Raw genomic sequence first — 23,615 nt, 5'->3', positions numbered from 1 at the left:
TTTCGTAATGGAGGCTAATGATGTTCAATACTTCTCAAAAAATTCGAAGGTTCTTAACGCATATCCTTTCACTTGTTTTGCTAACATCTTTAATCGTAGTCACACCTACACCAAAGAAGGTATCAGCATCCCAGGCAGAGTTACAGCAAGGTCAATTCGTAGTACCTTTCCTCTACCCGCCTTATCCTGGTGCTGTAACAGAGAACTCAATTTTTGATCATCACTTACCAACCTACGAGACAACTGATTTTACAATATTGTCTTATACAGGGCATGAAGCTACGGGTTCATGTACTGATAAAGTCTGTTATAGCGAGAGCCTCAACCGCTACCTTTCCTATGACGGCCATCCAGGGATTGACTACGGCGCTGACTACCTACCCGTATTTGCTTCTGCTGATGCTGATCAAGTTCTTTCCGCTGGATGGGATTCCCCCACAGACCATAGGGCAGGCTTAGGTTTATATGTTCGTCTTCACCACCCAAACAACTACGAGACATATTACGGGCACCTTAGTACCATTTCTGTGAGCAGTTGTACTTTCGCTGGTTGCGTTAACATCGCTCATGGCGAGGTGATAGGCATTAGCGGAAATACAGGCTCGTCGAGTGGACCTCATTTGCATTTCGAAGTTCATAATCCGGATCCCAGTAAAATAGAAAGTCGAAGGGTAATTGACCCTTACGGTTGGAATCCAAATCGTTCAGATCTCCCACCAAGTGATACTCAAAATGATCTTTGGACCGATACTTGGCGTTCTAATCCTAATCAATCATTGTGGCTGGACTATCCTGAAATCAGTAACACGAATTCGGTCTTATACGCCCTTAATGAAGGCAACCCGCTGACATACCCACTTTTCCCTGGCTCCAGCAATAGCACTCTCATCGATGATTATGGGCATATTCTTGCTGCGAATAATGGCCAGTTGCCTCCTGGTAGCTCGCCAAGCTTTACAGCCGATGCGTGTTGGACTATACCAAACGAAGATCCGTTAACAAGTATCGATCCTGCGTATTATGCTATCAATCAATATAAATTGCGTGCCCTGACGAACGCAGCAGAATGTTCAGCTACGTGGTCGCTACCAGCGGACCAACCCAGTGGAAACTATGCAATATACGTACATCTCCCGGGTACTACCAACAATCCAGTAGCGAATAGTGTGCCATACCGCATATATGCAGATGGAGATGAAGTAGCAAAGGTTCTTGTAAATCAAGGGGAAATTGAATCTTATCTTGAGTCTCAGGCTAGTAGCCCGGATTTTACAACGAATGCTGCCTGGCTCTATGTTGGCTCTTACTTCTTTGTTCAAGGGGAAGATAATTACATTAGCGTGAGCAACATTCCGGAAGAAACAATACAGGCTGGTGGAATAGTTATTGCTGACGCTGTTAAGTTTCTCTCAGTAGATTCCGGAAATATTGACATCGCGCTGATCATTGACAGTTCAGGTAGTATGGGGTCGAACGATCCGGGAAACAAACGCCTGCAAGCCTCGCGCTTTTTCGTCACAAGCGCGGCAATTCAAGGTGATTATGTTGGTATCGTGGATTTTGACAGTTCTGTTCGAGTCGCTACCAATCCACCGCTCCAGAAGTTGCACGAGAATAATACCAGTGTTATCGCGGCTATTAACACTATTAACTCGTCGGGTGGAACGAATATTGGCAATGGTGTCCAAAGTGGATGTGACATTCTCAATTTATCTGATCGCTCAGACTATAAAAAAGGCGCGATCCTCTTGACCGATGGCGTGGGCAGTTTCTCCAATCAAGATCAGTGCTTTAAGAGTAAGGGCTGGCCCATCTTCACATTTGGTTTTGGACAGGCGAATGATACACAACTGCAACAGATCGCTTTCAATACGGGAGGAAGATATAAGCGTGTAAGTAACTTGAACAGCCTGACCTGTGAATTTATTCGAGTTCGCTCCTTGATAGCGAATGTCGAGCCTCCACCTTGTCTTCCGTACAATGTACCTCAATTGGCTTCGATATTCTTCTCACAGACAGTCGCTCCTGGACAAGCACAAGCAACCTTCTCAACCGGTTGGCCCGGCAGTGATGTGGTGATGACATTAACATCTCCTTCCGGTCGTGTGATTGATAGAAATACGGTTGCGCCTGATGTAATTCATGAAAATGGGTCTACTTATGAGGTCTACACGATTGCAAATCCGGAAGCAGGTATTTGGCAGGTGAATTTGTATGGAGCGAATGTTCCAGCCGCAGGCGAGGAAGTTATTTTCGGATTTGCCAGTGTGCCCGCTCTAGAAGGTGGTTTCCCCTCCACCCCGGTTCTGGACGACTACAACCGTGCCAACGGCGCGATCGGGGGGAACTGGACAGGGAACCCCTCGAAATATGCGATCGCCTCCAACCAACTGCTGGTGACCTCCAACGACTCCAACTCGGATATCTACTTCAGCGGTCAAGCCTTCGGCGCGGACCAGGAAGCGTACATCACCTTTGCCAACATCCACGCAACGGCGGCAGAACAGGACTTGATCCTCAAAGCGCAAAGCAGTACCACGTGGGGAAGCGGCATGATCGAAGTGCTGTACGACGCCCCGAACCAGCGCGTCCAAGTCTGGACGTGGGAATGGCCCGCAGGCTGGGCACAGCACGGCGCGGATATCCCCGTCACCTTCGTCAATGGTGACACCTTCGGCGCGCGCGCCCTCGCTAATGGCAACGTGGAAGTGTACAAGAACGGTGAATTGTTGGGCGTGCGCGATGTGACAAGTTGGTCGTATTATGATCAAGGCGGCTACATCGGCTTGTGGTTCGTCGGCGCGAACGGCGCTCGGCTGGATGACTTCGGCGGCGGCACGCTTCCAAGCGGAATGCAGGCGCTGATGGCAGACGCGCCCGCGTCAACAAGTCAAACAGGCATGACCGCGGCGCAACGGAATGTGAAGACAAACTCCGCGTCTCCATTCTGGCAGGGCATTCCGCTGAAAACAAATCAAATCGCGAGCGTCACGTTTGCCAACCTGCAAGCCAGCGTCAAACCGCAGAGCAACGGGATATGGGGAGAGAACACCGTTCAAGTGTTGTACGATGTTCCCAACCAGCGCATACAAGTGTGGCGATATGATCCCGCCAAAGGCTGGACGCAGATCGGGAAGGATATCCCCACAAAGTTCACGGCGGGAGATGTCTTCACCGTCCGCGTTCTCTCTGGCGGCACGCTGGAAATCTCACGCAATGGAAAACTGCTTGCGAAACGCAAAGCCAGCCCATAAACTTCCCCTCGCAAAAAGACCTCCGTGTTTCACAGAGTTCAGGCGACAGTTGCACTGTCGCCTGTCTTGACGCACGATTTGCCGCGCAAATCGTGCGTCAAGAACTTGTTTTCGTGATCTATTGCATACAACAACTCGCAAAAAGACCTCCGTGTTTCATCGACACGGAGGTCTTGACTGTCACACCACGCTCTTCGCCACCTGTTCGCCATAACCAAGCAAGGATTTCACCATCGTTTGAGTCCGCCCTTCGGCATAGACTCGCAGAACGGGTTCCGTCCCTGACGGGCGAATCAACAACCACGAATCATCCGCCATGATGTATTTGACGCCGTCGCGTTGACTCACCTCGGTGACCTTCTCGCCTCCGATCTTAGTAGGAGCCTGATTCGTGAGGAATTCGGTCATCTCTTTTTTGGCGACGGGGCGGCTGAGGCGCAAGTCGGTCCGTTCGTAGAAGGCGGGACCGACATCCGCAAGTAAATCTTCCACCATGCCGTGTAATGTTTTCCCCGATTGCGCGATCACCTCCACCAACAACAGCCCCATGATGGGACCGTCGCCCTCGGGGATATGTCCCTTGAACGAGATGCCGCCCGATTCCTCGCCGCCGATGAGCACATCTTCCCGCAGCATGTGGTCAGCGATGTGGTTAAACCCAACGGGCGTTTCGAAAAGTTTCAAGCCGTAGCGTTTTGCAAGACGATCGATCATGCGCGTTGTGGAGACCGTGCGCACCACCGCGCCGCTCCAGCCGCGTTTTTCTACGAGATATTTCAACGATAAAGCCATAAGCTTGTGGGGATCAACAAACGCGCCGCGTTCGTCCATTGCGCCGATTCGGTCCGCGTCGCCGTCGGTCACTACGCCGAAGGTTCCCATCCCCGCGCTGATGGCGGAGGCGAGCGCGCCAAGATTTTTCGCGATCGGTTCCGGGTGAACTCCGCCAAAGCCGGGGTTCATCTCGCCGCGAATCTCAGAGATTTCACAACCTGTTCCCTGCAAAAATGACTTGATGACCCCGCGACCCGAGCCGAACATGGCATCCACAACAAACCGTTGTGGGTTGTCTGCGATGGCGTCTGTGTTGATCAATGTTCGCAAGTGATCGAAGTACGCGGGCAACGGGTTGAACTTTTGGATCAACTTCGCCTCGCGCGCTTTTTTGAAATCCATCAAGTTGGGTCCGCGCGCCTGTTCTTCGTTGTCGTTGATGTAGACTTCCACGCGGCGGCATTGTTCGGGCAGGGCAGAGCCGCCGAACGCTCCCTTGAGTTTGACCCCGTTATATCGAGGCGCGTTGTGCGAGGCGGTGATCATCACGCCCGCGATCGCGCGATTATGTTTTACCGCGTACGAGATCGCGGGCGTCGGCGAATCGGATTGGGCGAGCAGGACGGTGAACCCGTTGGCGGCGAGCACGCGGGCAACTTCCCCGGCGAAACGATCCGAGAGGAAGCGGGTGTCGAATCCCACCACGATCTTTTTTGGGTCGGGCATATGCTCGTCGTCCCCTCCCTTGTCCCAATGTTCTGAGTCAACGGCATCGGCGATGGCTTGCGCCACGATGCGCAAATTGTCGAATGTGAACGAGTCGGAGATCACGGCTCTCCAGCCGTCGGTTCCAAAATGAATAGGCATGAACATTCCTTTATGTGAAGTACAAAGTTGGCGAGCCGCCAAGAAAGCAATTTCTTCGCCCTCTTCGCGATACAAATTTCAAGGTGTTGAGGTTACGTCCGGCGTGGGCGAAGGTTGCCAATCGGCGATGGGCGTGGCGGTGACGAGCACCGCCTGGATCATCCAACCCTCCACGCGCGCATCGTTGACGGTGGCGAACACGCGCACCCAGATAACTCCTTTGACATCTTGAAAATCATTCGGCACGATGGTGACGGTCGCGCCGTTGCCCAGAGTTGCGATAACTTTCCCGCCCGGCTTTTCGCGGATGAACGCCCCGCCTCCTTCCGCCGCGCGAATTTGGGCAATGATGGGGGTGGGTTCGGCTGTGATAGTTGATGTCGATGTTTCAGTGGGCGGCAATGTGGATTGCGCGGTTGGGCGCGGCGTGCGTGAAGAAGTGATTGTGGGGACGCCCACGAACACTGTGGGTGCGGCAGGTTTGGTGGCGGAGTTCGTGGCTAGAGTGGACGGCGGCGGCGTGGGCGTGGAAGTCCGCTGGGTGAGTGGGGCAGGCAGGGGCGTGGACAGACCCGTCTGTAGTTTTATCCATTGATCGAAGCCGGTTAAAAATATCGTCGTCGCAAGAATCGTCGCAAGCGCGAATCCCGTCAGGGCTATGCCGCTAACGGTGGTGGGATAAAACCGTAAAAAGAAGAGGGTGACGAGGGCGAAGAATGTCGCCCAGGCAAAGTGAACGACGAAGACCAGCAAGCCTTGCGGCCAGAGTTCCGCGGCGGCGATTCCGCTCCCCAAACCGAAGCCCGCCGCGCAGAGCGGCGTGTACAACACGGATGAGATCAACGCACTGGGAAGGTAGGGCAATGTTTCGGAGCGCACGAAGGAGATGGTGAAAATGATCGAGCCGATGGTGAGGATGACGAAACTGGGCCACCATAAGCGGCTGAGCGTGAACGCTTCATTAAAGTTGAGCGGGCCGAAAATGCGCGAGGCGTATCCCGCGAGCAAGCCGCTTGCGAAAACGAGAAACGCGCTCAAGAGCAAGGCGGCAAACGTTTGCGCGAACAGTCGGAACGAGCCTGCGATGGCGGCGAGTGAAAGCCCGATCCATGGGGTAAGCACAGGGGCGACGAGGATGCCGAAGAAGATCAATGCCAGCGAGTTGACGAAGTATCCCACGCCGATGATCACGCCCGCCACAAGCGAGAAGACGAAGAGTTCATACGATGGATAAGCGCGGCGGGCAAGATGTTCAAACAACGCGGCGCGTTCCGCTTCATCCGATGGGAAGTAAGCTCGGCGTAAGGCGCGGCGGCGGCGGGCGCGCGCGGAGACAAATTCGGGTTCAGGTTGTGGTGTCGGTTCGTTGATTTCCATCGTGGCAATTATACAGGGATAAAAGCGCGAATGGGAACTGCGTCTCTGGGGTCTCTAGGAATCGTCGTGATCACGAACTCTTTGGACACGGATAACACGGTATCACACGGATTTTTATTGGATTTTATCCGTGATATTCCGCGAAATCCGTCCAATCTGTGTGCAGAATTACGGCAATTACCAAAGAATCCGTCTCTGTAAGATGAAGTGTGCCGCTTCATCGCGGGGGGATTGCCTACTTCTATTATTGACAGGTTTATCGCCTCGGGTATAATTCCCGCCGCACGTTTGGCTCCGTAGCTCAATTGGCAGAGCAGTTGACTCTTAATCAATTGGTTGAGGGTTCGAGTCCCCCCGGAGTCACAGAAATAAAGCCTCCCAATTGGGAGGCTTTTTGTTCGCCGCTTGTTTTGAGGTTTTATCCTTGTAAAAATCTCTTCGCTGTTTCTGCCAGCATCGCTGTGCCGATGGGCATGGCGCGTTCATCAATATCGAACTTGGGATGATGGAGCAGGTAGCCCTCATGCCCAGCCTTTTGCGTTCCGAGCGTGTACATTGCGCCGGGGGCGTGTTTCATGAATTCGCCGAAGTCCTCCGCGCCAAGGGTCTTTTGAAGTTCACTGACATTATCCGCGCCGAGCAGGTCTTTGCCAGTTTTTTCGATCATCTCCGAGACAAACTCATCGTTGATCATCGGCGGACCGCCCACGTCGTAGCCCAGTTCGTAGTCGCCGCCCAGCGCTTTGACAATGTCGAAGGCGCGTTTGATCTCGGCGTAAATTTGTTGATGCACAGCCTCATCCGTGAAGCGCAGTGTGCCAGTGATCTTCACTTCTTCGGGGATGACATTTTCCGCAAACCCGCCGTTGATCGAGCCGATGCTCACCACCGCAGGCTCGAACGGATTGATCCTGCGCGAAATGATCGCGTTTAATGCGATGATGACATGCGCCGTCAGATAAAACGGGTCAACGGTCTTGTCGGGATGCGCGCCGTGCCCGCCCTTGCCTTTGACGACCGCGTGCCACGAATCGACTCCGCCTGACGACGGTCCCGCGCTGATGCTGATCGTGCCGACGGGTCGAGTTGGGTCAACGTGTTGCGCGATGACATAATCCACGCCTTGCATCGCGCCTTCATCGGACATTCTCTGCGCGCCGCTTTTGCCTTCATTATCAACGGTCTCTTCGCAAGGCTGAAAAAGGAATCGCACACGCCCAGGTAATTTTTCTTTCGATAACAATAGCGCCGCGCCGAGAGCCATCGCGGTATGTGAATCGTGTCCGCAGGCGTGCATCGCGCCTTTGTTCTGCGAGACATATTCCGCGTCGTTCATCTCAAGGATGGGGAGCGCGTCCATATCCGCGCGGATGGCGATCATCTTGCCGCCCTCGCCGATCTCCGCAACAACGCCGGTCTTCCCCACATTGCGTTTGACTCGGTACCCCATCTTCTCCAACTCGTCGGCAACGATCTTCGACGTGCGATGTAACTCGAATCCGATCTCGGGGTGCATGTGGAAGTCGCGCCGCCATTCGATGAGTTCTTCTGATATTGCGTGTGATTGTTTGAGCATAATAATCTCCTAACTTCGGTGGTTGAGTAGCGACGCCGTTCGTTGGCGTCGCGTATCGAAACCACCAGTGTTCATGAATCATAATATTTGCATGTTGCCTGCTGGTTTCGACTGCTTGCGCTCAACCAGCGATTACTTCTTTTTCTTCACCGTCTCCTTCTCAGCCGCCGCAAGGATTCGATCCAACTCAATCTCCTGTTGCGGTTCAAGCGGCGGCACAACATGTTCGCGCAAGATTCGCTCCGCTTCATCTGTCGCGTAATCTGCCATTTGCTTGCGTCCCATTTTTTCCTCCCAAGTATCCCACGAATTTCTTTCAGCGAGTTTGGTCAGCGCCATTTCACCCGCGCGGAGATGTTTGAGCGTGTGTTTGCTCGCGAGATAGTTGCGGTTGGTATCCATCACCGTGTTGATGATCTCAACCGCGAGATGTTCTGCATCCGCGGACAACCCCGCGCGTTGACGGAGGACACTCTTCGCCAGCTCGTTGTCCAAGACCATTTGCGCGAACGAGCCCATGACTCCCGCTTCCATTTCGCCGATGCCCGAGAGTTCGTCCGCGCCAGCCAGGGCGGGGAGAGAGGTGTTGAGTCCGCGTTCGAAGGCGTTCTGCGCGTCGAGGGTGTGCGCGTTCGTGGAGAATCCATATACGTTAACGGCGAACCCGTAAAAATGTCCGAGTTGAACCGTGGCGGCGGATGACATGCCGAGCTCGACTCCGCCCCAGATCAATCCCGTGCGCGGCTCCAGCATCCCGAGTCGTCCGCAATAGACGACGCCGCATCCTGGATTAATACATTGCGCGAGAACGAGGGGGGCGAGAGTCTCCGCGCTTTGTTGGACGAGACTGCCAGTGATCGTCATCGGCGAAGTCGCGCCGCCAGTGGGCGCGGGCAAATTGGAATGGATGACGCCCGCGTGCGCCATATCCATCACGGCTTGCGCGGCGACGTCGTGCATCGTGAGCGGGCTGACGGGGGAGAGGGAGAGCGTGAGTTCGCGCGGAGGCGTGCCGACGACTGCCGCCATCTCGACCGCATATTTTGCCTCATGCCCAAATTGGATGCCAGGACCTTGCACGGGTTTCGTCGTGTTCGAGAGCGTGTGACGAAACATGTGCAGAGCCATCATCTCGTTCGGCACATCGGGCGGAGTGAAAAACGGCGTAACCGTGTTGCAGTTGGGGAGCGCATCCAGCACGCGCGTGGCGTTGATGCAGTCTTCCTGCGTCGCGGTGTGATGCGTGCCTGTGCGCGCGTCGAACACATCGCGCGCGCCGCCGAGATTATGGAAATATAAATTTCCCCCGCCCAGTTCGTTGACCGTGCCGTTGCGTCCGCGAATCACGGGGCGTTTGTTTGCCTTTGCGATGCTATCCATCACGAGATTCGGCGGGAAGCACACGCGATTCTCTTTGAGCGTGCATCCCGCGTCGGTGAGGATGTCGAGGCTGGGCTTGTGCGTCCAGATGATGCCGATCTCTTGCATGATCCTCATCGTCGCTTCGTGCATGGCTTTGATGTCTTCGTCGGATAAGAACTTGAGGGGTTTCATTTATCTCCTCGTTCGATTCGTGTTTCGGTGGTTGGCTCGCGCTGAGCGGAGCGTCCTTCGTCTGCGTTCGTCGCTGTCGTTCCTCACTCCGCTCAGGACGAGAAGGATATTAGCAAAGAGCGCAGACGAAGCGTCGCTGCCGTATCGAAACCACCACGCCGTAAAGTAAATCTTGTAACAATAATTTCTTTGCGTACCTGTGGTTTCGACTGCTTGCGCTCAACCACCGAGGTATCTTACCAAGAACTCCACTCTCCTCGACTCCGCATCCAACACATTCTCTATCTTCAAAAACTCATGCCCTTCATCTTCATACAACAATAACTCAACATCCTTACCAAGTGAAACAAGTTTATCACGAGCCTCCAGCGAATCGGATGCGGGACAGCGCGGGTCGTTGCCTCCGCAGATCAATTGCACGGGCGCGTTGATCCGATCCAAAAAGAAGTATGGCGAGGCGTTATACCAGCGCGAATAATTTTCCTGTGGGTCGCCCATGTTCTCGATGTTCCAATGTTGCAGGTCTTCGCGCGAATCATCATGCGACTTGAACCAATTCATGAACGGCACCAACGCCGAACCCGCGCACCACAATTCGGGGAATTGAGTCAAACACGTCATCGTCAAATATCCGCCGTGACTCCGTCCCGTCACCGCGATTTTATTTTTCAGCGCAAGCCCCTCACGGATCAAATACTGCGCGCCCGCCGCCACATCGCGCGTGTCCACGCCGCCCATGTCAAACCGCGCCGCATATTGCCACGCGCGCCCATAACCCGTCGAGCCGCGATAATTCGGCGCGAGCACCACATAGCCTCGGCTCGCAAAATGCGCCATCGCCACATTCCATTCCATCGCATATTGCCAATTCGGTCCGCCGTGAATCATCACCACTGCGGGCGCGGGCAATTTTTCAGGACGAAATAACAACGCGGGAATTTTGACTCCATCCATGCCCTCATAAAAAATTTCTTCAGGTATGATAAATTCTTCGCGCGATAAATTCTCGGGCATCGAATTTGTCAACTGGATTGCTTCGCCTGACTCGACATCAATCATCCATAGATCGGATGGCTGGGATGGACTGCTGAAAGTCGTCACCATCCGCTTCGAATCGGACGTCAACCTGATTCCGCTGTGGATGCCTTTTCCCACCTGATAGTTTGCGATGTCACTCTGAGGGAGCGATTGTTGCGACCGAAGAGTCTCGCTCGTCGTGGTAGAGATGCTTCGTCGCAAAGAGCGCTCCTCAGCATGACATATCTCAATCCAATTGACCGCGCCTTTGCTCAGCGCGTAGGCAATTTGGATTCTAGAATCTTGCTTATTGTTTTCCAACAGCAAGCTGTTGGACTCCAAAAAAACTGGCGATTGCGAATCGCCTTCGTTGTTTGTCAGCCATGTGATTTGTTTTGATTCTAGATCGTACAGCCCAATGTCAAACCAATCGTTGACATCGGAATGAAATACGAGTTGTTTCCCGTCGGGCGACCACTTTGGCGCGTGGGCATTGATGGGCATGTCACCCTGAGTGATAGCGAAGGGTCTCCGTGACGGTGGTAGAGATTCTTCGGACGTTGAAGCGTCCTCAGAATGACATGATTCGATATCAACAACAAAAATCCCATAGTCCTGTCCGTGCATTTCGCAACACACTGCGAGATGTTTTCCGACAGGCGACCATTCCACTCGCCAGGCGGGGTGACCTGTATCCAAAATAAATTTTGGATTACTTCCGTTGGCTGAAATTGTGTACGCGCTGAAATGTCCCTGTTCGTTGCTGAGGAAGGCGAGTTGTGTCCCATCGGGAGACCAGCAGAAGTTAGGTTGCAGTGCGTGCGAGATGTTGGGGGTTAGGTCGGTGTGTTGCTTTGATTCAAAATCGTAGACAATGAGGTGGTAACTTTCACTGCCGTCTGTGTCGAGGACGTAGGCGAGTTGTCGTCCGTTGGGGGAGTAGCGCGGGTTGAATTTTCCGCCTGTGCCAGAGGTGATGATCATATGCGCTTCGTCTTCGCTCTTTACTCCTGATGTCATCGTCCTGAGCGGAGTGAGGAGCGGTTCTTGCGACGAATGCAGACGAAGGACGCTCCGCTCAGCGCGAGATAAATCCAATTCGTAAATTTGCCATGCGCCTGTTTTGTTCCATGCGAAGGCGATTTTGGTGTTGTCGGGGGAAATGTCGAAGAGGGAGTCAACGTGTGGGACGCGGAGGAGGTCGGTGAGGGTGAGCATGGGGTGGAGGCAGACACGGAAACATATAAACAAGTACACAAGTGGACACGCGTTTACCTGTTTACGTGTGTATTTGTATACTTGTATACTCGTCAGCTAGTTACGATAGATGGCGATTCGTCCAATGATGGCAACGCCTCTATGCCCACTCTTTGGGCGAAGCCAGCATGAAGATGAAGGCGTGGAGCGCAGGAAACAACTTTGCGCCGAAACGTTAGTTTTTCCTTCTCAAGTCAATCGTGCGTGCTTTAAGATCCTTCGGATCCTTACCAAACAGGAAGATGAGCGCGATCAATACGAACAGGATAAACAAGCACGAAACGACGGAGAATATGACGACCGATGTAAAAGTCGAAGGCGGGAAGACTATGTCAATAGGCGTGGATTTGTCTGCCATGAGCGGCTTGAGCGCGTTTACTGCTTTTTGAACTTGGTCGGGGTTGGTATATAACGTGCTCAAAATGATCGTCTCTCCTGTGGCGGTATTGAATTCCGCGTGAGCGCTGCATCCTTTATTGGGACCGGCTCCTTTGCAGGTGAGTTCGCGTGATATATCGTAAACCTGTTCGGCACTTACTTCCCTGATGGTGACACCGAACAGCGTATCGCGGGCTTGACAGGTATAGACCTGATCGTTCTGCAAATCACAGCGGACAGCCAGCGATGAGACGAGTAATCCGAGTGATAGGAACACGACTACCATAACGACGATTCCAATTAATATTGAAATTATCCTGCGCATATGACATTCTCCTCAAAAAATATACGGTCTGCGCTTCATTATAAGGCGTTAAGACGATTTTATCCTATGCATGACTCGAAAGCTTATGCTTTATGTTCGTTCATATTCTTCCAGCTGGGGCAACGCATCCATGCCAGCTTTTTGGGCGAGGGTCAGCATGAAGGCGTGGAGCGCTGTCGCTTTAGCCTCATCAAGCCGAGGTCGGGAGTAAGAAGCGAGCAGTCCATCCACGATCACTTTTGCGCGGGCGAAGGAATCCAATGAGCCTGCTTCCTTCCAGTTGCGCATCGAGTCGCGGTCAATGACGTTGCTGGGCAGATGCTGTTCTTTGCGGAAGAGTTGCATCGTGATGCGTTGCTTGAGGAAGTCGCCGCCTTTGAAGTTGATGTTGTCGTCGTAGAAACCTGTGGCGAGCGTTTCGGTGTGGAGTTGCACGCCAGCGATCATGCGCTTTGCCATCGCGATACCCTCCGCGTCGATGACGAGTTTTTCGGCGGAGTGGCACGAAAGAAAATCCAACATGCCCGAGCCAGAGATCATGTTGATGCCGCTGAGCGCGCCGATCATTGCGGTGATGCCGCTTTCGAGTCCCGCTTGTGCGTCGACAAGTTTTGAATCGGTCGCGCCGAGGTAGGTGTGCGTGGGCATGTTCAACGATTTTGCAACTTGCGCGTACGAACAATCGAGCATGGCAGTTTCGACCGCGCCCATGGGGGTCGCGCCTTTTTTCATGTCGAAGATGCACGCCGCGCCGCCCCAAACGATGGGCGAACCCGCTTTCGCAAGTTGATGGATGGTGATGCCCGCGAGACATTCTGCGGTGTGTTGCGTGACCGCGCCGAGCAACGTGACGGGCGCCGCCGCGCCTGCAAGCGGAACCGAAACGATCTCGGCAGGGATGCCCGCGCGCGCAAGCGCGATGAGATTGCCCGCCGCGAAGTTGCTCCAAATGAGCGGGGGAGCAGGACACACGTCGAAGATGGCGCGAGGCTTTTCGCGCGAGGCGTCGCGTCCGCCCGCGAGGATGACGAGCATGTCGATCATCTCGTTGACGGTTTTGTTGGTGAACGCGCCAGTGACGATCGGCTTCCTGGAGTACAGTAGCGCGAGATACAGGCGATACGAATCCTGTATTGCTTGCGGCACATCGTGGCAAACCACCGCCGTGGACTGCGCGTCGTATTGCGGAAGTTGCTCCGCGACTTTGATTAACTTGAGAAGGTGATAGGTTTCGGTTGTATCATGCTCGAGCGTTTCGGGGTTGAGCATGGCGATGCCCGACGAGCCAGGGTCGAAGTGGACCGCGTCGCCGCCGTATTTGACCGTGGGATTACCGTCGTAATCGTAGAGATAAAACTCGCGCGGAACGGACTCTAACGCCTTACGCACGATTTGTTCGGGGATGTGGACGACGTTGGTTTCAGTGTCCACTTGCGCGCCAGCGGAGGCGAGAAGTTCCCGCGCTTCGTCGTTGTTGACTTTGACTCCAGGCTTGAGCAGGAGTTGATGCGCTTCGTCGAGGATGCGCTGGATGATGTCGTCGGTGAGGAGGGTGAGTTTGGGTTGCATTATCTACCTCTTTTTTAAACACAAAGGACACGAAGTACACAAAGGAAAAGACAAGGATAAAGAAAAATTATCCACCAATCCACGCTAATCTGCGCGAATGGGGATGAGGTTGTGGTGTGAGGATAGACTTTGGTAGCGGTTTGATTATGCCCGCACGGGCGAAACACCCGTGCTATTCTTACAAAGCCCGCTGAAGCGGACTCACCGACTCTCATGAGTTTGCTCTTGGAAAACCAACAAACCCATCACGAAATTAAAACTTAGTGCTCTTAGTGTCCTTCGTGGTAAAAAATCATTCCTTACCAACCAACTTCTTCGCCAATTGCACCGCGCCGACCGCGTCTTCGGCTGTGCCGTCGGCTTTGATCTTTTCCGCCCAGTCTTTGGTGATCGGCGCTCCGCCAACCATCACTTTGATGCGCGGACGCAAGCCTTCTTTGTCGAGTTCTTCAATTACTTCGCGCTGACGAATCATCGTTGTCGTCAACAACGCGCTCATGCCGATGATCTGCGCGTCGATTTCGAGCGCTTTGCCGATGATCTTTTCGGCGGGCTGGTCCACGCCCAAGTCGGTGACTTCAAATCCCGAAGCGGAAAGCATCGTGCCGACGAGCGTTTTGCCGATCTCGTGAATGTCGCCTTCGACTGTCGCAAGGACAACACGCCCCATCACTTCGCGCGCTTCGCCGAGTTTGAGCAGTTCGGGTTCAAGCACGGCGACGGCGGCTTTCATCGCTTCGCCTGCCATTACCAACTCGGGCAGGAAGGCTTCGCCCGCGCCGAACTGGTCGCCGATGTAGTTGACGCCGACGACGAATCCCTTGGTGATCGTGTCGAGCGGGTGCATGTTCAACTCGATGGATTTTTTTGCAAGTTCGATGGCGATTTCCTTTTCACCTTCGATGATGCTCTGCGCCATTTGCTTATAAAGTTCTTCCGACATGAATAGACTCCTAATTTGATTTCAATCAAAATCGTTGGTTGAGTAGCCCCGCATGCAATTCGCGGGGCGTATCGAAACCAACAGTTTTCAAGAGTTCTCTTGTAACAAAAGATTTATTCTTACTGGTGGTTTCGATACGCGCTTCGCAACGAACGCTCAGCCCTACTCAACCACCGATTACTTTTTTAACAACGACAAAACCTGTTCCTCTTTTTCGCGCAACAACTCGGCAGGGACGGGGTGCTCGAGATATTTCTCCAGCCACTTGCCTGACTCCATCACGTGCTCAACAGAATGTAACGCGGCTTTCAACCCGTCGCGTTTTTTGAGGGCGTTGACGATCAGTGTGTGCTCGTCGTGCATGTCGCTCATACTGCCCGCCAAAATTTCAGGCTTGCGGAAGATGGCTTCGTACAGAATCCAATCTGGGAAGGCGTTGGCAACGACGCCATACAACTTGATGAGCAATTCATTCTTCGTGATGTCTGCGATGGCGGAATGAAATTCGCGACTCAACTTCCGCGCCACGGACATTTCTTTCAGCGAGTTGTGTTTTTTCGACTCGGCAATCGTTCGTTCCAGACGGGCGACCTGCTCAGGCGTTATATTTTTCGCCGCCTCTTGGGCAATGACCACTTCGAGCATGAGACGCAAGCCGTACGCTTCGACCACGTCCTTCATCACGATCTCGCGCACGCGGACGCCGCGATACGGGACGCGTTCCGCCAGGCCCGATGAGACGAGCAAGTCGAGTCCCTCGCGGACGGGGGTCATGCTCACGCCGAGTTGAGTCGCGATCTCGTCCTGCCGCAACCATTCGCCAGGCTTGTACTTGCCCGAGACGATCTTGTCGTGCAGAACGTCGAAGATGTCCTCTTTGAGCGGGCGTTTCTGGATGAACTCGTTTTCTTCAATAATAGGGGAGCGGCTAGCCATCTGCCTCCTTCGGGAAGTGGGTGGGCAGATTATAAATTATATATAATTTTGTGTACAGGAAGTTTTAGGAGGAGGGAGGTTACAAAGATGTTTGTGGGTTATGGCGGCAGGCGCGTTCTTATCTTGCCTTCTTTGCGGTTAAAGATTGAAGTTCCCCACGAATTTTTTCCAACACATTTTCATTCACTCGCCCAAAGGTTTTAACGATAATAGATGTTGCTATCGTGTAAATCTTATCGGCGCGGACTTTGCCAGGGTGGTTGAGTGTCCCCTTTTCTAAATCGCCTGAAGTGATGGTGAAACTATATTCAGTCTCCGCAGGGTTGGAGGTCATAGCGACAACGACGAGATCCGTTGTCTTTTTATTGTAAGCATTGTTGGAAATGACGATAACAGGTCGCCGCTTTTGGGAGGAAAGGTCGGTGAATGGGATTGGAACCGGCAAAATGTCCCCTTGCTCAGGCATTGTTCCAATCCTCATCGTCGTATGAATTATCCCAAAATGCGAGACTGCTTTCCGCCGCGCCGAGTAAATCGCTGAACGATTCTCCCGCTTCCACAATGAAAACGGTCACATGCGCGCCAGCAGGGAATGGGACGGTCAATTCGACCTGTCCGTTTTCGGCGACTTCAACATCGTATTTGAGTGCGGTTTGTGCTGAGGCGTTCATAATCTGTCTCTTTCTAGCTTGCAAACAAGATACAGGCTTGAATATCTTCGGGTTTCAAGTCCTTGTATTCGTCCATAATTTCCGGCGCAGTTTGTCCGTGTGCGAGCATATTCAAGATGAACTCCACCGTCAGGCGCGTTCCGTTGATGACAGGTTTGCCCGCCATAATATTGGGGTTCATGCTAATCCGTTCAAGCAATTTTTGGTCGGTCATGTTTCACCTCGCAACTCGATTATACAGCCAAATTATTCCCTCAACATCCACGCCAGCGGACTGGCGAGCAACACCAAGCCTGTTGTCATCATCAACACTGTGGGGAAGCCGTGACTTTCCGCCAGCGGACCCGTGAGCAACAGCCCCAACGCGCCTGCCGAGAAGATGAAGCCGAGGATGAGTCCCGAGGCGAGAGCCATGCCGCCTGAGATGACTCGCTGGGCAAGCACAACCATGATGCTGTGCACCGCGCCCGTGCAAGCCCCCGCGAGCGGAATCAACGCGTACAGCCACAGCGACCATCCGATCTGGCTGATGATGTAGGTGGGGAATGCCGCGAGGAACAACGCCGTCGCGGCGACTTTGCGTTTGGTGTATTTGTCGCCTAGATGCCCGCCGATGACGTTGCCAATCGCAGAACCGCCCATGTACAAGCCCGCGATGTTGCCATACGTGACCGCGCTTTGACCCAAGTCCTTGATGTATTTCGGGACGAACGCCATCATGTTCGATTGCGCCCATGATTGTAAAGTCGCTACTGCGGCGAGGATGACGATGAATCCGATGCCCGCTTGCAAACGGATTTTTCCATCGTCATGTTTTGGTTTGGGATGCGGATGATTGTGCCGTAGTTGATATGCGAGCGAAACGCCGATGGGAATCGAAATGATGGGAATGATCACTAGCCAATGCAGACCAAGTTGGGCAAGGATCAAGCCTGTGAGAATCGGACCGAGGAAATGTCCGAGCTGACCTGCCATGAAGAACAACGATGTGGAGGTGGTGTCGCGCCCCTTGAGCAGAGCGCGTCCCTGTAGAGTCGCTTGGGCTGTGCCGACAGGATGAAAGGCGGAAGAACCGAGCGCGGCGATGATCAGGCAGATGAATCCGCCCGTCCCCGTCACGTAGATCGCGCCAGTGAAGAATATCGTCATCCACAACACGCCGCCCGCCGCCAGCCAGCGCGGACCGACGCGGTCGGACATCCAGCCGAAGAATGGTTGAGTGATGGACGCCGTCCAGATGTAGATGGTGGTGATGAGCGCGATCTGCGATTCGCTTAGCCCGAGATATGTGAGCAGGACGGGGCGTGCGCTGTTGAACACGTCTACGATGAGGTGGCTGAGCGCGACGGAGGAGAAGAGGGAGTCGAGGAGGAGAGACATTTTGGATTTACGATTGACGATTTGCGATTTTCGATTGGGGATTGATGATTGAGTAGTCCCGCGTGGTCTTTGATCTTGTGTTGTAGTTATGGTTCATTGCTGGTATAGATGATGCCGTTCGATGTATTCGTACACAGATGTTGGGAGATAATAACGAACTGATCTCCCCTCCGCGATGCGACTGCGGATCTCGCGCGAGGCGATCTCCAACAGCGGCGCGTCTACATAATGGACCTTCGAGCGGATGCCAGGCAATTCGCGTTCGAGTTCATCCAAACTTGCTTTTTCGTGCGGACGGCGCATTACGCCGATCCAGTGACAGGCATAGACGATCTCTTTCGGTTGATGCCACGTTGGCAAATCGCGCAGTGAATCTCCGCCGATGATGGGAACAATTTCGGCGTGTGGATTTTGCTCGGCGATCAATTTGATCGTGTCGGATGTGTATTGCGGAGCTGGACGATTGATTTCCACATCTGAAAGTTCGAACGATGGATTATCGGCAATTGCAAGTTTTACCATTGCAAGGCGATGTTCTGTCGGCGTGATGCGTTGATCCAACTTGTGCGGCGGCTCGGGCGTGAGAATCCACAAGAGGCGATCCAACTCCAATTGCGATTGCGCTTCCGAAGCGAGGATCAAATGTCCAAGATGAGGCGGGTCAAACGTCCCGCCGAAGAGACCGATGCGTTGCGGCATGTCGGAAGTATAATTCAAATATGGCAACCAAATCCCGCTATGAAGAACTCAAAGAAAAAATCCATTTTCATAACCATCGCTATCACGTGATGGATTCGCCGATCATCAGCGACGCGGAATTCGACAAACTGCTGAACGAACTCAAGCGGATCGAAGCCGAGCGCCCCGACTGGATCACGGCGGATTCGCCGACGCGTCGCGCGGGAGCCAAGCCCGCCGACCGCTTCGACAAGGTGCGCCACCCCGCGCCGATCCTCTCGCTCGCCAACGCGTTCGGCGCGGACGATGCGCGCGCATGGCTGGAACGAGTCAAACGAATTGATGATCGCGTTGAAAAAGCGAAGTTCGTGGTCGAGCCGAAGATTGACGGCTTGTCGGTTGTCCTGCATTACCGCGATGGAGTCTTCGTGCAAGGCGCGACGCGCGGCGATGGCGAAGTGGGGGAGGATATTACGCAGAATTTGAGGACGATACGTTCTATTCCATTGAAGATTCCTGTGCGGGAGTCGAAAGTCGAAAGTCGAAAGTCGGCGACCTTCGACCTTCGACCTCCGACCTATTTAGTTGTTCGCGGCGAGGCGTTTATGCCTGTGAAAGAATTTGAGGCGTTGAATCGAAAATTGGAGGAAGCGGGCGAGAAGACATATCAAAATCCGCGCAACACGGCGGCGGGATCGTTGCGGCAACTTGACCCAGAGTTAACCGCTTCGCGTCCGCTCACGATTTTGGTGTATCAAATTGTTCACGCGGAAGGCGGGAAGGTTCCAACTAGTCAATGGGAGATTTTGGAATATCTCAAGGCGTTGGGTTTCCCCGTCACTGACATTGCAAAGCGGTTCGATGATTTTGAAAAAGCGATTGCCTACACTGAATCATGGGAAAAGAAACGCGATGACTTGTCCTATGAAACCGATGGCATGGTCATCAAAATTGACGATCTGACTCTTGCTGGTGAACTTGGCTTCGTGGGCAAAGATCCGCGCGGGGCGATCGCGTTCAAGTTCCCCGCCCGCGAGGTGACGACGACTCTCAACGACATCGGCGTGGCGGTGGGGCGGACAGGTGTGCTGACTCCGTACGCGGTGCTTGAAGCGGTGGAGATCGGCGGCGTGATCGTCGAACGCGCCACGTTGCATAACTTCGATTACATCGCGGAGAAAGATATCCGCGTGGGAGATCGCGTGTTGGTGAAACGCGCGGGCGAGGTGATTCCGTATGTGATCGGTCCCGTCGTGGATGCGCGCAAGGGCAAGGAGAAAAAATACAAGCCGCCGACAAAGTGTCCCGCGTGCGGACAGGATGTGGAGCATTTCGAGGGCGAAGTCGCGTGGTACTGCGTCAATGCCGCATGCCCCGCGCAGTTGGTGCGCAACATCGAGCATTTCGTCTCGCGCGGCGCGATGGACATTGAAGGATTGGGAATCAAGATCGTGGAGCAACTCATCGAGTCGGGTTTGGTCAAGGATGTGGCGGATCTGTACACGTTGAAGCGGGATCAATTGCTCGCACTCGAGGGATTCAAAGATAAGAAGACGGATAATCTCTTGACTGCAATTGAGAACTCGAAGACTCAGTCGCTGGCGAGGTTGATCGCCGCGCTGGGAATCCGCGGCGTCGGCGAGGTGATGGCTGGGGATCTGGCGGCAACTTTCCCTGAGTTGGAGGCGTTGTCCAAATCCAGCGCGGAGGAGTTGCAACAGATCGAAGGATTGGGTCCGAACATCGCCGAGTCCATTGTGGATTGGTTCGCGCGCTCGTCGAATCAAAAGTTGTTGAAGAAGTTGAAAGCGGCGGGAATGTGGCCGAAAGGTGGAAAGTCGAAAGTCGAAGGTCGCAAGTCGAATGCGTTCGATGGGATGACGTTCGTGGTGACGGGGACGTTGCCCACGTTCTCGCGCGACGATGCGAAGGCGTTCATCGAGTCGCATGGCGGCAAAGTGACCGACAGCGTCAGCAAGAAGACGAGTTATCTGGTGCTAGGCGAAAACCCAGGCTCGAAGTTCGATAAGGCAAAGTCGTTGGGCGTGAAGATCATCGGCGAAGCGGAATTGAAGAAGTTGGCGAAGTAAAACCCCGAAGGGGTGGAAAGATTATAGAAGGTGATTAGCGTATATATAAATCCCGAAGGGATGATATAGCTTAAAGGCAATGTCACCCCTTCGGGGTTAGGAATTGATGTAAAACCGATTCTATAAAAATAACATCCCTTCGGGATTGTTTAAACATGAACCCAAAGGATGGCATATTCATAACCAACGGAGGCAACCATGGCAGGCACATATTCCCAAATCTACATTCAGATCGTCTTCGCCGTGCAGGGACGCCAGAATCTCCTCCAAAAAGAATGGCGGCAGGAAGTGTTCAAATATATGGCGGGGATCATCAAGAACAAGGGACACAAGCCGATCATCGTCAACGGTGTGGAGGATCATGTCCATGTGTTCGTTGGTCTCAAACCCGCGATGGCGATCTCTGATCTGGTGCGGGACATCAAAAATAATTCGTCCAACTTCATCAACGACCACGCATGGATCAAAGGCAGGTTTAACTGGCAGGAAGGCTACGGGGCGTTTTCATACGGACATTCGCAGGTCGAAGATGTGTACAATTACATTTTGAATCAGGAACGGCACCATGCCAAACAGACGTTCAAGGATGAATACACGGAATTCCTCAAGAAGTTCGAAGTCGAACATGATGTGAAGTATTTGTTTGAATGGGTGGAGTAACTGCAATTTGAGGAGGTGTATAATTTGGGGTGGTTATTATTTGTATAAAAGGTGAAATATGAAAACTAATATTTCCGTTCCTAACCTTGTTTATCAATCCAACGAAAATATTGAATTGGAATTAGTTGATATGCAACTCGCTGCTGAATTTGCCGCATGGGATATCGCCAGTGACGAGGCTTTTGAAAATTTTGAAAGAGAGTTGGAGTATATCGTTTGAGCGCGTAGGCAAATGAGTCTTTATCGTTACATGAATAATATAGAACTCGGAGATTTCTCAAATCTCCGAGTTCTTGGTTTCAGGCTTTGGACCGACAATTTCTGCAAAGCGCGGGTCGTTTCGTGTCCATTGCAAATCTGGGTCTTCCCACGCCCAACCTGAATTGAACTTCCCGCCCTGCGCGGCTTTTCGCAAATATTCAAACGCCAGATCGAAATTATCACACACGCTTTCCAAACACGCCCTGTTATAAAAATCATCAGCGGGAATATATTGGCGGGCTTTTTCCACAAATACAGGTTCAACCGATTCACCCATCGTTTTTTTTATGGAAGCAATCCCAAGATATGAATTGAAATCTTCGGGGTCAATTTCGATTATTTTCTCCAAAATAGGGATGGCGTCTCTTTCCTTGTTTATGACCCTCAATAAGATCGCCAAGTTGGAGTACGCGGTGGCGTGCGACGGATTGAGTTCGATGGCTTTGCGATAACTGGCTTCCGCTTCCTCGTAGCGTTTCAGCGTAGAAAAAAGCACCCCTGTAACATTGTGTCCATTGGGGTCGGATGGACTTAACTGAATATATCGCTCCATTAACTGAGCCGATTTCTTGAATTGCTTTTCATAATAAAGCGCTATTGCAAGCCCATACATCGAAGGCAGTATTTCTTTATCCGAGAGATTCAACAGTAATTGCAATAAGCGTTCATTGAAAAAGATCCATGAAAGGGTATGTTGTTTGGCTTCTATCTGCCCGTCGCTGGGCGAAACCCTCCCTTCTTCAAGACGTACGATATTGGTTTCGCGAGTCAGGTATTGAATCGCTTTCTGAACGCGGCTTCTCCGCAGGTATGTTTGAATAAAAGTACCGCCCCAAATGATCAAAGCGGTTTTTTCAACCAAAAACGGAAGCAGTTCGATCCCTGCTTGTTGTAAAACGTCTATTGCATCATAAACGTATGCAGCCGCAGGCAGTCTCTTCACCGCCCGCTCGTAAATGTCCCGCCACGAGCCGTCCAGCGTATCTGTAAAATCATCCTTGCTGACAGGCTTGTTTTGAGCGCGATAACGGCGCAAGTTCAGAAGAATATTGCGGTACGTGCCGTCGCTCTTGCGAGCGATCGCTTCAAATTCGCTTTCATCCGCTTTTAGATCTGCCTGTTTGGTCGTGTCTTCGAGCAGATTAACGATGACCGAATCGGCGGGTTCTGAAATCTCGATTCTTTCAAAGCGTTTCCACAACCTGTCATTCTCATCGTACTCCAAATGTTTCCATTGTTCGGCTTCGCTCCTCGCGGTGGCAATCACGCGAATTTCGTTCTCCGTGCACATGCCTTCGAACATATCCAGCATTTGCGTAAGCCTGTCGTGATAGGACAATTGGCTGAGCATCAGGGTCTTTTCATTTTCAACGCGCGGAGATTGGGTTCGATTACCCACGCTGAATAGTCCGTTCAGATCATCCAATAGGATCAATACGCGTGAGCGGTTTCCCCCAAGTTCTTCGGGCAGGGTTTTGGGAACATCCAGCCAGCCTGTTTGAATCCGTAAAACGCGCCAGCCCTCCAACATCATCGTTTGAGCTAACATGCCCGCTTCGCGCGTCTTTCCATACCCTGTCGGCGCTGTGATCAATACATGGCGGGATCGAGTGAGCGCCGCCTTTAATTCCGCCTGCAAATCTTGTTTGGGGTTGCGCGGCTGGTACTTGATATTGTGGTCTGCTAATGGGCTATCGTCATTTTCGGTTGCGTATAATTTGGGGAGCAAAACACCTGGGTCGGAAATCACTTCAAAGACTTTCAAATCAACCCGAATTCGATTGTTCCACCAGCGCAAAATTCCCCACTTGAATATTGCCCAAAGGATTCCCCCAACCGTAATGGTCGCTGCAAGGGCGGCGCCAATGGCTGTTATCGCATCCTTGTTTTGAGTCCACCAATCCATGCTGGAATTTTAGACCTAGGGCGATTGCATCTAAATTGAGGTAAAAAAGGGCTATCTTGAAGGAGGTAGCCATGACAAAGAAGCCATTGGAGGCGATCGCCGAGCATTTTAGCAAAGTGAGCGATCCGCGGGTGGATCGAAC

The 23,615-nt window shown here is 52.8% G+C and carries 19 protein-coding genes and 1 tRNA gene; 5 read left to right on the top strand and 15 right to left on the bottom strand.

Going from position 1 to position 23,615, the window contains the following annotated elements; all coding sequences use genetic code 11:
• Positions 1 to 17 precede the first annotated feature (17 nt).
• On the top strand, positions 18 to 3,254 hold the full coding sequence (locus tag AC16KF_RS10355) for a VWA domain-containing protein (RefSeq protein ID WP_484037238.1): 3,237 nt from the start codon (positions 18 to 20) through the stop codon (positions 3,252 to 3,254).
• Positions 3,255 to 3,434: 180 nt separating this feature from the next.
• Here the strand turns inward: AC16KF_RS10355 and AC16KF_RS10350 are convergent, their stop codons facing one another.
• Positions 3,435 to 4,895 carry a phosphoglucomutase/phosphomannomutase family protein gene (locus AC16KF_RS10350; RefSeq protein ID WP_484037237.1) on the bottom strand — a complete coding sequence of 487 codons (1,461 nt, stop codon included), beginning with the start codon at positions 4,893 to 4,895 and terminating at the stop codon, positions 3,435 to 3,437.
• A 78-nt stretch (positions 4,896 to 4,973) separates the two neighbouring features.
• Complete coding sequence (locus AC16KF_RS10345; protein ID WP_484037236.1) at positions 4,974 to 6,272, bottom strand: DUF389 domain-containing protein; 1,299 nt, start codon at positions 6,270 to 6,272, stop codon at positions 4,974 to 4,976.
• A gap of 290 nt (positions 6,273 to 6,562) precedes the next feature.
• Here AC16KF_RS10345 and AC16KF_RS10340 point away from each other — a divergent pair.
• Positions 6,563 to 6,635: transfer RNA gene (locus AC16KF_RS10340), tRNA-Lys, on the top strand.
• A 55-nt stretch (positions 6,636 to 6,690) separates the two neighbouring features.
• Here AC16KF_RS10340 and AC16KF_RS10335 read toward each other — a convergent pair.
• The 12 genes from AC16KF_RS10335 to nadD form a co-directional block, all read right to left on the bottom strand.
• Complete coding sequence (locus AC16KF_RS10335; RefSeq protein ID WP_484037235.1) at positions 6,691 to 7,848, bottom strand: M20 metallopeptidase family protein; 1,158 nt, start codon at positions 7,846 to 7,848, stop codon at positions 6,691 to 6,693.
• A gap of 132 nt (positions 7,849 to 7,980) precedes the next feature.
• Positions 7,981 to 9,402, bottom strand: a complete 1,422-nt coding sequence (locus tag AC16KF_RS10330; RefSeq protein ID WP_484037234.1) for a trimethylamine methyltransferase family protein — start codon at positions 9,400 to 9,402, stop codon at positions 7,981 to 7,983.
• A gap of 219 nt (positions 9,403 to 9,621) precedes the next feature.
• The gene (locus tag AC16KF_RS10325) at positions 9,622 to 11,637 is read right to left on the bottom strand and encodes a S9 family peptidase (protein ID WP_484037233.1); all 2,016 of its coding nucleotides are present in this window, start codon (positions 11,635 to 11,637) and stop codon (positions 9,622 to 9,624) included.
• Positions 11,638 to 11,851: 214 nt separating this feature from the next.
• Complete coding sequence (locus AC16KF_RS10320) at positions 11,852 to 12,340, bottom strand: hypothetical protein (RefSeq protein WP_484037232.1); 489 nt, start codon at positions 12,338 to 12,340, stop codon at positions 11,852 to 11,854.
• Between the two features lie 129 nt (positions 12,341 to 12,469).
• Positions 12,470 to 13,948, bottom strand: coding sequence for a trimethylamine methyltransferase family protein (locus tag AC16KF_RS10315; protein ID WP_484037231.1), 1,479 nt, complete (start codon positions 13,946 to 13,948; stop codon positions 12,470 to 12,472).
• Positions 13,949 to 14,240: 292 nt separating this feature from the next.
• Positions 14,241 to 14,891, bottom strand: coding sequence for a cobalamin B12-binding domain-containing protein (locus tag AC16KF_RS10310; RefSeq protein ID WP_484037230.1), 651 nt, complete (start codon positions 14,889 to 14,891; stop codon positions 14,241 to 14,243).
• 177 nt (positions 14,892 to 15,068) lie between these two features.
• Positions 15,069 to 15,827, bottom strand: coding sequence for a GntR family transcriptional regulator (locus AC16KF_RS10305; protein ID WP_484037229.1), 759 nt, complete (start codon positions 15,825 to 15,827; stop codon positions 15,069 to 15,071).
• 118 nt (positions 15,828 to 15,945) lie between these two features.
• Positions 15,946 to 16,293 (bottom strand): type II toxin-antitoxin system PemK/MazF family toxin, encoded by a 348-nt coding sequence (locus AC16KF_RS10300; RefSeq protein WP_484037228.1) that lies wholly within the window; start codon positions 16,291 to 16,293, stop codon positions 15,946 to 15,948.
• The gene (locus AC16KF_RS10295) at positions 16,286 to 16,498 is read right to left on the bottom strand and encodes a hypothetical protein (protein WP_484037227.1); all 213 of its coding nucleotides are present in this window, start codon (positions 16,496 to 16,498) and stop codon (positions 16,286 to 16,288) included. Before AC16KF_RS10295 ends, AC16KF_RS10300 begins: the two co-directional genes overlap by 8 nt.
• Positions 16,499 to 16,511: 13 nt before the next feature.
• The gene (locus tag AC16KF_RS10290) at positions 16,512 to 16,712 is read right to left on the bottom strand and encodes a DUF433 domain-containing protein (RefSeq protein WP_484037226.1); all 201 of its coding nucleotides are present in this window, start codon (positions 16,710 to 16,712) and stop codon (positions 16,512 to 16,514) included.
• 32 nt (positions 16,713 to 16,744) lie between these two features.
• Complete coding sequence (locus AC16KF_RS10285) at positions 16,745 to 17,878, bottom strand: MFS transporter (protein ID WP_484037225.1); 1,134 nt, start codon at positions 17,876 to 17,878, stop codon at positions 16,745 to 16,747.
• A 93-nt stretch (positions 17,879 to 17,971) separates the two neighbouring features.
• Entirely contained in the window at positions 17,972 to 18,595 is a 624-nt protein-coding gene (gene nadD, locus AC16KF_RS10280; protein ID WP_484037224.1) for a nicotinate-nucleotide adenylyltransferase, read from the bottom strand.
• Positions 18,596 to 18,597: 2 nt separating this feature from the next.
• Here nadD and ligA point away from each other — a divergent pair, with 2 nt between their 5' ends.
• The 3 genes from ligA (at position 18,598) to AC16KF_RS10265 (ending at position 21,526) form a co-directional block, all read left to right on the top strand.
• Positions 18,598 to 20,646: an NAD-dependent DNA ligase LigA gene (gene ligA / locus AC16KF_RS10275; protein WP_484037223.1), complete on the top strand. Its 2,049-nt coding sequence runs from the start codon at positions 18,598 to 18,600 to the stop codon at positions 20,644 to 20,646.
• A gap of 198 nt (positions 20,647 to 20,844) precedes the next feature.
• Positions 20,845 to 21,306, top strand: a complete 462-nt coding sequence (gene tnpA / locus AC16KF_RS10270) for an IS200/IS605 family transposase (RefSeq protein ID WP_484037222.1) — start codon at positions 20,845 to 20,847, stop codon at positions 21,304 to 21,306.
• 58 nt (positions 21,307 to 21,364) lie between these two features.
• The gene (locus tag AC16KF_RS10265) at positions 21,365 to 21,526 is read left to right on the top strand and encodes a hypothetical protein (protein WP_484037221.1); all 162 of its coding nucleotides are present in this window, start codon (positions 21,365 to 21,367) and stop codon (positions 21,524 to 21,526) included.
• A gap of 57 nt (positions 21,527 to 21,583) precedes the next feature.
• Here the strand turns inward: AC16KF_RS10265 and AC16KF_RS10260 are convergent, their stop codons facing one another.
• Positions 21,584 to 23,473 (bottom strand): tetratricopeptide repeat protein, encoded by a 1,890-nt coding sequence (locus AC16KF_RS10260; RefSeq protein WP_484037220.1) that lies wholly within the window; start codon positions 23,471 to 23,473, stop codon positions 21,584 to 21,586.
• Between the last annotated feature and the right edge of the window lie 142 nt (positions 23,474 to 23,615).

The sequence above is a fragment of the Candidatus Defluviilinea gracilis genome (assembly GCF_057138825.1).
This window is presented reverse-complemented; position numbering and strand designations above follow the sequence as displayed.

Bases quoted from the DNA above. Each gene is read 5' to 3' on its own strand.
- AC16KF_RS10355 (WP_484037238.1), top strand. From the start codon at position 18: ATGATGTTCAATACTTCTCAAAAAATTCGAAGGTTCTTAACGCATATC.
- AC16KF_RS10350 (WP_484037237.1), bottom strand. From the start codon at position 4,895: ATGCCTATTCATTTTGGAACCGACGGCTGGAGAGCCGTGATCTCCGAC.
- AC16KF_RS10345 (WP_484037236.1), bottom strand. From the start codon at position 6,272: ATGGAAATCAACGAACCGACACCACAACCTGAACCCGAATTTGTCTCC.
- AC16KF_RS10335 (WP_484037235.1), bottom strand. From the start codon at position 7,848: ATGCTCAAACAATCACACGCAATATCAGAAGAACTCATCGAATGGCGG.
- AC16KF_RS10330 (WP_484037234.1), bottom strand. From the start codon at position 9,402: ATGAAACCCCTCAAGTTCTTATCCGACGAAGACATCAAAGCCATGCAC.
- AC16KF_RS10325 (WP_484037233.1), bottom strand. From the start codon at position 11,637: ATGCTCACCCTCACCGACCTCCTCCGCGTCCCACACGTTGACTCCCTC.
- AC16KF_RS10320 (WP_484037232.1), bottom strand. From the start codon at position 12,340: ATGGTAGTCGTGTTCCTATCACTCGGATTACTCGTCTCATCGCTGGCT.
- AC16KF_RS10315 (WP_484037231.1), bottom strand. From the start codon at position 13,948: ATGCAACCCAAACTCACCCTCCTCACCGACGACATCATCCAGCGCATC.
- AC16KF_RS10310 (WP_484037230.1), bottom strand. From the start codon at position 14,891: ATGTCGGAAGAACTTTATAAGCAAATGGCGCAGAGCATCATCGAAGGT.
- AC16KF_RS10305 (WP_484037229.1), bottom strand. From the start codon at position 15,827: ATGGCTAGCCGCTCCCCTATTATTGAAGAAAACGAGTTCATCCAGAAA.
- AC16KF_RS10300 (WP_484037228.1), bottom strand. From the start codon at position 16,293: ATGCCTGAGCAAGGGGACATTTTGCCGGTTCCAATCCCATTCACCGAC.
- AC16KF_RS10295 (WP_484037227.1), bottom strand. From the start codon at position 16,498: ATGAACGCCTCAGCACAAACCGCACTCAAATACGATGTTGAAGTCGCC.
- AC16KF_RS10290 (WP_484037226.1), bottom strand. From the start codon at position 16,712: ATGACCGACCAAAAATTGCTTGAACGGATTAGCATGAACCCCAATATT.
- AC16KF_RS10285 (WP_484037225.1), bottom strand. From the start codon at position 17,878: ATGTCTCTCCTCCTCGACTCCCTCTTCTCCTCCGTCGCGCTCAGCCAC.
- ligA (WP_484037223.1), top strand. From the start codon at position 18,598: ATGGCAACCAAATCCCGCTATGAAGAACTCAAAGAAAAAATCCATTTT.
- tnpA (WP_484037222.1), top strand. From the start codon at position 20,845: ATGGCAGGCACATATTCCCAAATCTACATTCAGATCGTCTTCGCCGTG.
- AC16KF_RS10265 (WP_484037221.1), top strand. From the start codon at position 21,365: ATGAAAACTAATATTTCCGTTCCTAACCTTGTTTATCAATCCAACGAA.
- AC16KF_RS10260 (WP_484037220.1), bottom strand. From the start codon at position 23,473: ATGGATTGGTGGACTCAAAACAAGGATGCGATAACAGCCATTGGCGCC.